Origin of the sequence: Rhizobium sp. P44RR-XXIV (assembly GCF_001999485.2) — a bacterium.
GTDB lineage: Bacteria > Pseudomonadota > Alphaproteobacteria > Rhizobiales > Rhizobiaceae > Rhizobium.
The window spans coordinates 126,154-139,237 of sequence record NZ_MPVZ02000025.1 but is presented as its reverse complement, the minus strand read 5'-3'; the positions used below and the strand labels follow the sequence as shown (position 1 = coordinate 139,237).

Sequence of the window (13,084 nt, the reverse complement as noted above, 5' to 3'; positions counted from 1 at the left end):
GGCCGTCACACTTGTGTCGGGAGAAGCCTAAGGCTCCTGCGGCTGCACAGGTTTCTGCAGCAACGTCGTCACCGGCGAGACGACCGGGTTCGGCCAGCTGCCGCCAAGGAAGAACGGCAGCATCGGCAGTTCGTCGGCATCGGAAGGCGAGGTCGCCTCGATCGCTCCCGATAACGCCAGACCATTGGTGCGGAAGGGAACCACGCCGTTCAGCGTGATCGTCTCGTTGCGGCCGGCAATCGCCGCGTTCTGCACCTCTGCCGAACCCTTGGCAAAGCTCGCATCGATATTGATGCTGTCGAAATCGAAAGTCGCATCGGCGATGTCGCTCATCCGGAAGAAGGCCTTTTCGGTGGCCAGGGACCGAAAGGACGAGATGTCGAATTGACGGAAAGACCCCGCTGACGACTTGAAATGCATCTGGCCTGCAACGTCGCTCAGCGTGGCAACCCAGATCGGCCGGGTCGTGCTCAAGGCCAGATCCAGAGATCCCGATGTTGTCAGCGGCAGCGGGCCTTCCAGCTTGAGTCGGGTGAAGAGCCCGCCGAAATCCGCATTGCGGATCGATATCTGCAGCTTGCCACCGCCGTCGAAGTCGCCCGGAGCGACCTCGAGATGCGCGGTCAACGAGCCACCTTCAAAGCCGCTGTCGGCGATATCGAATTTTGCCTTGCCGCCTGCAACCAGCAGGCTGGCGCCGATATTGTCGAACTGGAATGGGCCAAGCCCCGCCTTGTTGGACGAGAGGCGCAAGTCGAGATCGAGGCGTTGCAGGGGATTGCCGTTCAGAATGGCATTGATGGCAGTCTCGGCGGCGAGACGCATGGAGAAGGCGGCCAGGAACGGATTGAGGTTCATCTGGTCGAAGGCGAGCGTGCCGGAAATTTTCGGCTTTCCGGCTGGCGTGTAGTTCAGGTCCATGACGCCGGAAGCCGCGGAATCATTGACCTTGAAATTGAGATTGTCGAAGCGCAGGCCGTTCTGGATCGCGGCGACATCGGCATTGAGCGACACGTTCTTGAGCGCATCTGCGGCGGGCAGGCGTTGGCCGCTCCACGCCAGGAAGGACGGAACGTTCGGCACGCTCAGTTGGAGATTGCCCGATAGCGTCGAAAAGTCCGATATGCTTGTCGTGCCCGTGTAAGCCCAACTGATCAAGGGCGAGGAGAAGCTGGTCTTGGCATCCACGCTCTTGCCGGCAAAGAACAGCAGCGGCTGCGTCGAGTCGAAGTTGAGCTTGATGTCTTGATCGTTGAAGCGGGCAAGGATGACAGCCGTCATCGGTTGGGACAGCCGCGGCCATGATATGTCCGCGTTGACACCATTCATCTTGTAGAGGTTGCCGCTGCGCTCGTCGGTCATCTCGACGCTGCCATCCTCGATGGTCAGCGTGCCGATGGCGGCATCCTGTTCCTTGGGTATGGACACGCCCTGGGTGGAGGAGGCGTCCACCTGCTCGATCGCCTTGGAAAGGCGACCCTCGTTCGTCCAGTCGATCAGGCCGTTCTCGTCGCGACGGATGTAGAGGGTAGGGCGCAGGAAATGAAATTCATGAAAATGCGCGTGTCCGCGGATGGCCGATAGCAGCGAGAAATCCGCCGAGAGACTGTCGACATGTCCAAGAACCTTGCCGTTTCTTGCCGGTTCGCGAATGGTGACCTGATTGAGCGTCACGCGTGGTGTCGGCCAGAATTCGAGTGTCGGGTCGCCCTCGATCTGCGCCCTGTATCCCGTCCATTCAGAAAGCGCCTTTTCGATGCCGGAGCGAACCAGGCCGCTGGAGATCAGGAAAGGTGCTGTCGCTCTGAAGACAGCAAAGAGAATGAGGACTGTTAGAAGAATGATGCCGGTTGTACGGGCGACGGCAGGTAGCCAGCGCGAGGCCGATCGGATCGTCAACCGCCACTTGTTGTTTCTCGACGCTCTCATATCCCGTGGAAACTCTCAAACTGATAGGGACGATCTGCCTGTGTTGCCGGATATAGGAAATGTTTGGCGGATGCAAACGTTGCACACTGGAAATGCCCACGACTCCGTGACTTTATAATGCGCTGCAGCATTGCTATATAGATCGAAAAGTGGGGGAGAGAAACATGCACGATCAAGACCTGCTCTGGACGCCATCGGAAGAATCCCGTCGTCAAAGCCCAATGTTTTCCTTCATGCAGGAATGCAACCGGCGTTTCGGCCTGTCAATCTCCGATTTCACTGGCCTGCATGCCTGGTCCATCGCCGATCGCGAGAATTTCTGGACTGCAGTGTGGGATTTCTGTGGCGTCAAGGGACATCGCGGTGAGCGAGCGCTTGTTAATGGCGACCTCATGCTGGAAGCCCGTTTCTTTCCCGATGCGGAACTGAATTTCGCCGAGAACCTGCTGTCGAGAAGCGGCAAGGGCGATGCGCTGGTGTTCTGGGGCGAGGATAAGGTGCGCGATCGCTGGACCTGGGATCGGCTGGCTGAGACCGTATCACGCCTGCAGCAGGCCTACCGCGCGCTCGGCATCGGCAAGGGAGATCGGGTCGCGGCAATGATGCCGAACATGCCCGAAACCATTGCCTGCATGCTGGCAGCCACGTCGATCGGAGCGATCTGGTCCTCCTGCTCCCCGGATTTCGGCGAACAGGGCGTCATGGATCGGTTTGGCCAGATCGAACCGAAGCTTTTTATCGCCTGCAGCGGCTATTGGTATGGCGGCAAGCTTCAGGACGTCACGACGAAGGTCAGCGCCATCGCGCAGCGCCTGAACGTACCGACCTTGGTCGTACCCTATGCCGGCGATGCCGATGCGGTGGTCGCGGCAACGCCCGGCGCACGGACGCTGAATGCTTTTGTCGCACCCTTTGAGGCAAAGCCGGTCGAGTTTGTCCCCGTATCCTTCTCCCATCCGCTGTTTATCCTGTTTTCCTCCGGCACGACCGGGGTGCCGAAATGCATCGTGCATTCGACAGGCGGCGCGCTATTGCAGCTCATCAAGGAGCATCGCCTGCATTGCGGCGTCGTTCCCGGCGAAAAGGTCTTCTATTTCACCACTTGCGGCTGGATGATGTGGAACTGGCTGGTGACTGGCCTTGCCGCCGGCGCGACGCTCTGCCTCTACGATGGCTCGCCCTTCGCTCCCGACGGCAACATCCTGTTCGACTACGCCCAGGAAGAGAAATTCGCGCTGTTCGGCACTTCGGCCAAATATATCGACGCCGTGCACAAGAGCGGCCTGACGCCGAAGACCTCGCATGACCTTTCAAGCTTGCGGCTGATGACCTCGACCGGTTCGCCGCTGTCGCCTGAGGGTTTCACTTTCGTCTATGAAGGCATCAAGGATGATATCCAGCTGGCCTCGATCTCCGGCGGCACCGATATCGTTTCCTGCTTCGTGCTCGGCAATCCGCTGCAGCCTGTCTGGCGTGGTGAAATCCAGGGGCCTGGCCTCGGCCTTGCCGTCGATGTCTGGAACGATGAAGGAAAGCCGGTGCGCGGTGAGAAGGGTGAACTGGTCTGCACCAAGGCCTTCCCCTCGATGCCTGTCATGTTCTGGAACGATCCGGAGCGTGCAAAGTACCACGCCGCCTATTTCGAGCGTTTCGACAATGTCTGGTGTCACGGCGATTTCGCCGCCTGGACCGAGCATGGCGGCCTTATCATCCACGGTCGCTCGGACGCGACGCTAAACCCCGGTGGCGTGCGTATTGGTACCGCCGAAATCTACAATCAGGTCGAGCAGATCCCCGAAGTCCTGGAAGCGCTCTGCATCGGCCAGGATTGGGACGACGACGTCCGGGTCGTCCTCTTCGTCCGCCTGGCGGCTGGCGCCTCGCTGACGGAAGATCTGGTCAAGCAGATGAAGACCCGCATTCGAACGGGAGCCTCGCCGCGCCATGTGCCGGCCAAGATCATTGCGGTTGCCGATATTCCGCGGACCAAATCCGGCAAGATCGTCGAGCTTGCAGTGCGCGATGTGGTGCATGGTCGCCAGGTCAAGAACAAGGAAGCGCTCGCCAACCCCGAGGCGCTCGATCTCTTCGTCGGGCTGGAAGAGCTCAGGAGCTGAGGCCTCCCCAAAAACTGATGGGCAAACGATGACCCCCGTTTGGTAACGGCGCGTTAAGAAAGATTGGTCAAAGGTAAAAGCCAACTTGAGACCGTTCGCATGAGCTAGAGCGGATTGGAGCCGGCTTCTGGCTCCGGAGACATGAAGTTCACCGACTCGAGCTTTCTTTAGGCAGCATCATTCTCAAAGGCAGCGTCGTTCGCTGCCTTTTTTTCGTTCTGTCGCGCACAAATACGCATGTGCTCTGTACATTAGCTTGCCGAGCAAGTATGTGCAGGCCTGAAGAAGAGGCCTGCGACGTGCGGGCCACGATGATCCGTGCCGTTTGGCACGAAGAATTCCGAAAGACAAATTATGACCGAATTCGAAGGCATCGTTCCTGCGATTGCCCAGGCTTTGGCAAAGCGTGGTTATGAAACGCTGACGCCGGTGCAAAAGGCCATGCTCGATCCCGGCCTGGCCGGCAAGGATGCTCTCGTTTCAGCCCAGACAGGCTCGGGCAAGACGGTTGCCTTCGGTCTGGCGCTGGCGCCGACCCTGCTTGAAGGTGCGGAACGCTTTGGCCGCGCCGGCACGCCATTGGCTTTGGCGATCGCCCCCACCCGCGAACTGGCGCTACAGGTTCAGCGCGAGCTGGAATGGCTCTATGAACTGACGGGCGCGACAATCGTCTCCTGCGTCGGTGGCATGGACATGCGCACCGAGAAGCGGGCGCTGGAGCGTGGCGCGCACATTGTCGTCGGTACGCCGGGCCGCCTCTGCGACCATATTCGCCGCAACTCGTTGGATATTTCCGAACTGAAGGCTGTCGTGCTCGATGAGGCCGACGAAATGCTCGATCTCGGCTTCCGCGAGGATCTCGAATACATCCTCGAGACTTCGCCGGCCGACCGGCGGACGCTGATGTTTTCAGCGACCGTGCCGCGCACCATTGCCAAGCTTGCCGAAAATTACCAGCGCGATGCGGTCCGTATCGCCACGGCTTCGGAAACCAAGCAGCACGTCGATATCGACTATCGCGCCCTGACCGTTACGCCGAGCGACAGGGAGAATGCCATCATCAACGTCCTGCGCTACTACGAAGCGCAGAATGCCATCGTCTTCTGCTCGACCCGTGCAGCGGTCAACCATCTGACGGCACGCTTCAACAATCGCGGCTTCTCCGTCGTAGCTCTCTCGGGTGAGCTTAGCCAGAGTGAGCGTACGCATGCGCTGCAGGCCATGCGCGATGGCCGCGCCCGCGTCTGCATCGCCACCGACGTCGCCGCTCGCGGCATCGACCTGCCGGGCCTCGATCTGGTGGTTCATGCCGACATACCGACCAATCCGGAAACCCTGCTGCATCGCAGCGGCCCGCACCGGCCGTGCCGGCCGCAAGGGCGTCAGCGCCCTGATCGTGCCGCTCAGCGCACGCCGCCGCACCGAACGCCTGCTGGAGGCCGCTCGCCTGCGCGCCACCTGGGCAAAGCCGCCGTCTGCCGATGAGGTCAATGAGCGCGACGACGAGCGTCTGCTCGCCGATCCAATTTTCGCCGAGCCTCTGCGGGAAGAAGAGCAGTCGCTGGTAAAGCAGCTGCTGGAAAGCCACGGCGCCGAGCAGATCGCGGCCGCATTCCTGCGTCACTATCGGGCGCGTCACTCCGCGCCGGAAGAGCTGCAGGACGTGCCGGCCGAAGGCGAGCGCAAGAAGCCTCGCCGTGACGATTTCCCGGTCACTCCCCGCGACGACGGCCCGGGTGCGGGACGCAATGATTTCACCGACGGCGTCTGGGTGTCGCTCTCTGTGGGACGCAAGCAGAATGCCGAGCCGCGCTGGCTGATCCCGATGCTCTGCCGCAACGGCAACTTGACCAAGCGCGACATCGGCGCCATCAAGATGCAGCCGGAAGAAACTTTCGTCGAGTTCTCGCAGGAAGGCGCTGAACGCTTCCTGGTCGCCATTGGCCCCGACAAGACGCTGGAACGCGGCATCCGCGTGAAGCCGCTCGACGGCGTACCGGATTTCTCGCAGGGCAGGCGGGAAGGGGCTTTCGAGAAAAAGAAGCCTTTCGCCGACCGAGGTCCCCGCCCGCAGGAGGGCGGCAAGCCGAAATGGAAGTCCGATCGCAAGCCGGAACGGGCACAGGCCGGCGAAGGTGGCGTTTCCGAGCGTTCCGACAAGAAGCCTTGGGTGAAGAAGGCAGGCAAGCCGAATTTCGCCAAGAACGACGGCGCTCCCCGGGGCGAAGGTGCTCCCAGGGGTGACGGTCCTCCCAAGAGCGGCAAGCCGAATTCCAGAGCCGCACGCAAGGCTGCAAAGGTGCGCGGCGAATAACCGGGTCGCTTCCGCGATCAGTTCGAAGGGTCGTCAGGGTCTGATTTTGCAGCCCTGCCGACCCAATAATGGTCGGATATGTTCCGGCCATTTTCGATGATGCGGGCGGCGATATCGGGGTTTCCACCCATGAACGTTTCCGGATCGGCGCCGCACAACAGAAGGAAAAGCTTCTGGTGGGCGACGGCGGCAAAAAACTCGTATGCCGGCGGCGTCAACTCTGATCCAACGGAACTCAGCTCGTCAGCCGCCTGTTGGCGTGCCTTCTCGATCGCTGCATAAATCGTCGCCAACATCGCCTGTTCGGCTCGCTCCTGGATGTCGACATATTGTCTCTCGTTGGGAGAGAGAACGGGGCAGCTCTCGTTCATCACGTGTGTCTCCTGCGTCGATGTTTCGGCCGGCCAATGCCACACGATTGCGTCCGCTTTAGGCCGTTCGCGAAGGAAGCCGCAGGGAACTTCGCCTTAGAGCATTTTCGCTTTTCTTCGAATCGCGAAAACGCTCTATCTCTTTGTTGTTACGCATTCCGGACGGAAAACCGCTGCGCACTTTTCCTGGAAATGCTCTAGCTGCGCGAAGTCAGCCATACCCCGACCAGCGTCACCGCCAGCCCCGCGAACATCGCCATCGTCAGCGGTTCTGAAAACAGCGCCCAGGCCCAGAGCATGGTCACCGGCGGGCTCAGATAGATGGCGGCGCTCACCTGCGCCACCGGGAAAAGACGAAGGCTGGCATAATAGACCGAATAGGCGACAAAGGTTGCGATCAGAACCAGCCAGACAATGCCGATGGCGAAACCGGACGTTAGCGGCGGGGCAAGACTGCCCTGCATCATGGCGCAGGCACCGAACAGCACCGAAGCCGTGAGGGTATGGATGCACAGGCTCTGATGAACGGGCATGTGCCCGGTGCGCTGTCGCTTGTGCAGGACCGAGGCAAAAGCAAAGACGAGCATGGAGCCGACCGTCACGCCATAGGCCCAGATGGGAGCCGCGCCAAAACTGAGACTATCCACCGAGACGATCAGCACGCCCGCCACAGCAATTGCCGTTCCCAGCCATTGGCGTCGGCTCAACCGTTCTCCGAGAACAGGTTGGGAAAGGGCAGCGATCGCGAGCGGAAGCAGATCGGAGATCAGCGCCACCAGTCCCGTCGGCACGCGCTGCTCGATCGCCAGTGCGAAGCCGCCGAGATAGAGGAAGACCGACATCACGCCGAACAGCATCTGCTGCACTATCGCCCGCATTCGCATCCGTGGCCCGATCGCCAAGGCGAAAGGCAGCAGGATCAAACCCGATAGAAGCGTGCGCCAGAACAGGACCAGCATGACGCTTGCCTCTTGGCTCGCATAGCGAATGCCAATGAAGCCGGAGCTCCAGCTGATAATCAGAAGCCCGGCCAGCAAGGGCCAAAGGAAACGGCGTTCACCTGGCGCTGGCCGGGATAGGTATTGGTCTGTCATCGGGCTCCCGATCGAATATGCTGCACCATCAAGCCATAGGGGAGCGCTGGCTCGATGGCATATGACAAATATCGATCATGACATGACAATTCAGTCGCATAGCTCATGAAAATTTGCCAGATGCAGCCGCAACATGCATTCTACTTGTAAAACCATCATCGAGGCTGAGTGTGCCATGACCGAATTGACGAGCCGCCGTTTGGAAATCGACGCTCTGCGTGCCCTCTGGGCGATCCGTCATCATGGCGGTATCACCCGCGCCGCTGAAGCCCTGGGCCTGTCGCAATCGGCCGTCAGCCACAAGATCAAGCGGCTTGAGACGAGCCTCGATTGCGATCTCTTGAGCCGCAAGCCTGGCGCGTCGATGTTCACCGCTGCGGGCGAGGATCTGCTCGATTATGCCGGGCGCATTCTCGGCCTGCATGACGAGGCGCTACTGAGCCTGTCCAAGACGTCGCTTGCCGGCCGCGTTGCCCTCGGCCTGACTGAGGATACGACCTGCACCGATCTTGCCCGCATATTGGGGCGTTTCCGCCGCCTGCATCCGAATGTGTCCGTACGCACCAAGGTTCGCATGAGCCTGGTTCTGCGGGGCATGCTGGACAAGGGAGAACTCGACGCCGCCATCATCCAGGTTTTCGCCCATGAGGTCCGTCCGACGGATGCCGTTCTCTTTCGGGAGCAGCTTTACTGGGTCAAACACCCTGACCTGTCCGTGGCTCCGGACGGCCCGATACCGTTCCTGTCCTTCGACGATGAATGCTTCTATCGCCGCTGGGCGCTCGATATCGGGCAGGATGGCGGCGTTGTCCTCGAAACCGTGTTCGAATGCACCAGCTCGGCCGGAATCATCGCGGCGGTCAGCGCTGGCCTGGGCGTGGCTCTTTTGAACGGTCGTCACCTGCCGCCCGACATGGAGGTCATCAGCCATGGGCTGCCGACGCCGCCCGCCTTGGCCTATGTGGTGCGCCGCGGCCGCAAGGTGAGAAACCCTGCGCTGGATACGCTCATTGCCGAGATAGAGAGCGAAATCAGCCGTTACGGCGGTCTGGCTCTGGCGAGCTGAGCCGATGGATGTCAGGCCGGAAAGGGCTCGATCTCTTGCAAGAGATCGCTATTTGCAGCCACTATTCGATTGAGGCAGAATGCCACCTGCTACCATACGGTGAGGGGAGCGCATAACTCATGCTGATCGGCTCATGTCATTGCGGCAAGACAGGCTGGACGCTTGAAGGCGATCCTGGCTCGATCACGGCCTGCAACTGTACGCTCTGCCGGCGCTATGGCGCGCTGTGGGCCTATGATTACGAAGGAGAGCGGATCTCCGTCACCGGGCAGACGGCGTCCTATACTCGGGCCGAGGAAAAGCAGCCGTCGCTCGAAATATTGTTTTGCCCGTCGTGCGCCAATGTATTGAGCTGGCGCGGCTTGCGGCTCCAGAAAGATGGCCGCCGCCGTATGGCGGTCAATCTTCGGCTGGCACCCCCGGATCTCGTTGATGACCTGCCGATCGATCATTTCGACGGGCTGGACACATTCGAAGACCTCCCGTCCAAGGGACGGTGCGTGCGCGATCTCTGGTTTTGATGGCGGGCCGGCGATCTCACTCAGTTCGCCAGCACTCTCGGTGACGGGAAGGTGACTTCCACCAGCGTCCCCTCGTTGGGCGAGGAGTTGATCGAGAAGGTTGCGCGGTTGGCGTCAACCATGGCTTTGGTCAGCGGCAGACCAAGGCCTGTGCCGTCGCCGCGTTTGCGGGCATTGGTCGCCACCTGTCGGAAGGGCTTCATCGCCTGTTCCAGCTCCGAGCGGGTCATGCCGACACCGGTATCTCGGATGCGCAGAACCACGCTGCCATTGCCCTCATAGGACGTCGACACGACGATCTGGCCGCCAGACGGCGTGAAGCGGATGGCATTCGAAAGTATGTTCAGCGCGATCTGCTTGATCGAACGCAGATCGGCCACGACATTCGGCACAGCCTGCGAAAGCGCGGTGCGGATGATCACGCGCTGGCTGTTGGCCTGCGGCTGCACCAGCGATACCGCCTCGGTGATCGCCTCGTTGAGGCCGACCGATGCGAACTCCAGATCCATCTCGCCGGCTTCGATCTTGGAGATATCCAGCAGGTCGTTGACGATGTCGAGCACATGCCGGCCCGAGCGGCCGATATCGGTCGCGTATTCGATATAGCGCGAATGGCCGATGGGGCCGAAACGCTCGCCAGCCATCATGTCGGAAAAGCCGATGATCGCGTTGAGCGGCGTGCGGATCTCGTGGCTGACGCGGGCAAGGAAATCCGTCTTGTGGGCATTGGCGGTTTCGGCGGCGCGCTTGGCGTTGCGCAGCTCTTCTTCCGTCCGCTTCCACTGCGTGATGTCGCGGATGACAGCGCAATAGCCGTTGGACGAGTTGAGCTGGCCCATGGTCATGAACAGCGGCAGGAAGCCGCCGGATGCCTCTCGGCCGATCACTTCGCGTCCGTCGTTGAGCACGCTGGCAACGCCGTGGCCGGAAAGGCCGCCGAGATAATCCAGCACCGCCTTCTGGCTTTCATGGGCAAACAGCATGACGAAGGGCTTGCCGCGGATTTCCTGGTCGTCGTAGTTGAAAAGCGCGCTTGCCGAGCGGTTCATCGAACGGATCTCGCCGTCCTGGCCGACGATGATGACGCCATCGGTCGCGGTCTCCAGCGTCGAGCGCAGTTCCTCGATCTCCACCTGCAGCTTGGCGACCTTCTCGAGAATACGTTCGGGACGGGCCTCCTCCGATACCGGCTCCGGCGGTGCGGGTTGCGCGGCCTTTTCCACGGGCATCAGTGCCAGCATCAAGGCGGTGCCGTCTTCCCAGCGGATCGATTGCAGCCGCGCGGTCACCGGAACCAGCGCGTCATCAGCGCGCACGACCATCATCGTGCCCGGCTGTTCGGTCTTGCCTTCAAGATCGTTGCGCTGCAGCAGCGCATCGAGCCCACCAACCTGTTCGAGATCCGTCAGATTCTCGTAGCCGGTCAGCCGCAGGAATTCTGGGTTGCCGTGGATCAACCGGTCGCCGGCATGAACGAGAACGGCAAGCGGCAGCTGGTCGACGATATCGACCGACAGACCGGTGCGCATCTTCACGCGCGGCGGGATGGCGGTGGCGAGCGCATCGAGTGGATCGAAATCTTCTTCCGGCTCGCTGGATTTGACTGATGTGTCAGGCTGAGGAGCGGGGTCGACCGTCACTGCCGTCTCGATAGGCTCGACCGTATCTTCCGTTAAGGAAGCCTCGGCCCGCGGCGCCGTGCTTTCATGGCTGGCCTCGACATTGTCATTGTCGTTTCCGATCGCCGTTTCAGGCGTCTCAGAAAGGAGCTCATCGGCTGCATTTGCCTGCGGGGCGATATCGACATTCTCTGCAGCGGGCTCGACCGGGGCCTGTTCGACAGGCGGTTCGGTACGCTTGCCGAAGGGTTCCAGCTGCCGGGCAATTTCGCGGAAGGCGGCTTGCTCGCTCAGCGAAAGGCCTGCCTGCGTCAACGTCCGGTGTTCGTGCAGGCGGATAATCTTGTCCGTTTCCCGGCGGTTTGGCGTCTCGGCAATATGAAGAGCGGGCGGTTCGTAATGGGGCGTGCCAACATCTTCCGCGGCTTCGCGCGCCGTGTTTTCGGCCCCTTCGATCGCGGTGGGGCCTTCCAGCTCGGCGGCTGGCGGTTCGTTTGAGGTTGCTTCCGTCTCTGCGGGTTGATCGGCAGCTTCTGGCGCAGCGGCCTGCTGGTTGCCTTCGAGATCCAGCGACATGCCGCGCTTCGCCGGATCTTCGATGACATCCGCCAGGCGAACGACGCCGAAGCCCCTGAAACCGTCGAATTCGCGGCTGCGTGTATAGGTCGGCAGAGCCGCCAGATCGACCGGCACCATCAGGCTGGTGCCTTCAACCGGCCAATAGATCGTGCGACCCGACCAGGTGTCGCGCCTTGCCAGAAGTTCGGCGATCTTGCCATCCGGATCAAGATTGAAGCGCGCGGCGATATCGGCAAAGGCGCTGCCGGCTATTTTTGCTGCATGCGGTCCCACAGCATCGGCAAATTCGCGCGAAACCTCGCTGAAACGACCGGCAGCATCGATCTTCCAGACGAAACGGGTAGCACGGCCATTGCGCTTGAAGGCAAAGCCTTCCGCGGAATGGTCTTCGGTGCTGGTTGCCTCGGGCTGAGCCGCTTCGGGTGTTTCGGCGGTCTGGCTGTCTGTGATGTGGTCTTCGCGATGCTCAGGCGCTTCCGCCTGTTGTTCGTCGGCTTGAGCGGCAGCCTCGATATCGGCTTCGCTTGCTCCATCCAGCAGGGCAAGCGCGTGGGTATCTTCGGCAGTCTCCTCGGTGGCCGGAATGGCTTCGGGCTGCTCGTCTGGCTGATATTCCGGTGTCTCGTCCAATTCCTCGATGCCGGCAACCGCGTCGATGACGTCGCCGAAGGGCGCTGCCAGTACGGGTTTTGCTGTTTCGTCGACTGCCGCTGCCTCGAGTTCGGCGCGGGCCTCTTCAGCCTGCGGTTCAACCGCGGCTGCGCTTGCCAGATTCTCCGTCGGATCGAGGTGGCCGAGAACGGTCTCGACCACGAACAGCAGATGCAATGCGGGTATTTCCGCCAGCTTGCCGATGGCGGCCGGCAGATAGCCGCGCCCGGTCGGGATCGGCCGCTTGATCAGGCGATCCGGCTGCGCGCCGGCCATGGTGGTCAACATCCGCGCCGTCTGCGGCGTTATGCCGAGTGTCGCAAAGCGGGTGGAGGCGGAGATGACTTCGCCGTCGCGGCCGATGACGGCCATGTGGGTATCGGGATCATCGAAGCCGTCGATCATGCGCCGGGCGCATTCGGCCGGTGCCATCGGCTTGGCCGAGACCGGCGATGAGAACAGGATGGCCTCTTCGCCCGCCTGGATGCGGATGAGCTCGACCGCCGCATTCACCACCGCGCGCTGGAAGCCGGAGGCCATGCGGATGAGGAAGGTGCGCTGGTCGCCGACGGCGCCAAGTCCGCGTGCCGTCGCCTCGATCTGGCGGAACGAGACGTCGCCATGCTTCGGCCCCTGGTCGAGGAAATCGTAAATGACATCAAAGCCGAAGAGGTTGGCGCCGGCGCCATTGGCCCACAGCACGCGATCCATCCCGGTCGAGAACATGACCATGGCTTCGCCACGAGCGAAGCGCTCCCGCACCCGCGGATGCACGGCAATGTCAATGAACGGATATTGAACTGCGGGCATATTCCAACCTGTT

General features: G+C 61.3%; 7 protein-coding genes and 1 pseudogene. 4 read left to right on the top strand and 4 right to left on the bottom strand.

Annotated elements, in window-relative coordinates:
- Positions 1-27: 27 nt before the first annotated feature.
- Entirely contained in the window at positions 28-1,929 is a 1,902-nt protein-coding gene (locus tag BSK43_RS06020; RefSeq protein WP_077471350.1) for an AsmA family protein, read from the bottom strand.
- A gap of 164 nt (positions 1,930-2,093) precedes the next feature.
- Between BSK43_RS06020 and BSK43_RS06015 the strand changes: the two genes are divergently transcribed.
- Positions 2,094-4,046: an acetoacetate--CoA ligase gene (locus BSK43_RS06015; protein ID WP_077471351.1), complete on the top strand. Its 1,953-nt coding sequence runs from the start codon at positions 2,094-2,096 to the stop codon at positions 4,044-4,046.
- A 354-nt stretch (positions 4,047-4,400) separates the two neighbouring features.
- Positions 4,401-6,360: pseudogene (locus BSK43_RS06010) on the top strand (DEAD/DEAH box helicase).
- 17 nt (positions 6,361-6,377) lie between these two features.
- On the opposite strand, the gene BSK43_RS06005 reads toward BSK43_RS06010, so the two are convergent.
- Both BSK43_RS06005 and BSK43_RS06000 read right to left on the bottom strand, forming a co-directional pair.
- A complete protein-coding gene (locus BSK43_RS06005) occupies positions 6,378-6,731 on the bottom strand; it encodes a hypothetical protein (protein WP_077471352.1) in 354 nt (117 codons plus the stop codon).
- A gap of 197 nt (positions 6,732-6,928) precedes the next feature.
- Positions 6,929-7,825 carry a DMT family transporter gene (locus BSK43_RS06000; RefSeq protein ID WP_077471353.1) on the bottom strand — a complete coding sequence of 299 codons (897 nt, stop codon included), beginning with the start codon at positions 7,823-7,825 and terminating at the stop codon, positions 6,929-6,931.
- A 175-nt stretch (positions 7,826-8,000) separates the two neighbouring features.
- On the opposite strand from BSK43_RS06000, the gene BSK43_RS05995 reads away from it, so the two are divergent.
- Together BSK43_RS05995 and BSK43_RS05990 are read left to right on the top strand one after the other, a co-directional pair.
- Positions 8,001-8,891, top strand: coding sequence for a LysR family transcriptional regulator (locus BSK43_RS05995; protein WP_077471354.1), 891 nt, complete (start codon positions 8,001-8,003; stop codon positions 8,889-8,891).
- 119 nt (positions 8,892-9,010) lie between these two features.
- Positions 9,011-9,412 (top strand): GFA family protein, encoded by a 402-nt coding sequence (locus BSK43_RS05990; protein ID WP_034488469.1) that lies wholly within the window; start codon positions 9,011-9,013, stop codon positions 9,410-9,412.
- Positions 9,413-9,432: 20 nt separating this feature from the next.
- Here BSK43_RS05990 and BSK43_RS05985 read toward each other — a convergent pair whose 3' ends face one another.
- Positions 9,433-13,071: an ATP-binding protein gene (locus BSK43_RS05985; protein ID WP_136686773.1), complete on the bottom strand. Its 3,639-nt coding sequence runs from the start codon at positions 13,069-13,071 to the stop codon at positions 9,433-9,435.
- Positions 13,072-13,084: the final 13 nt, after the last annotated feature.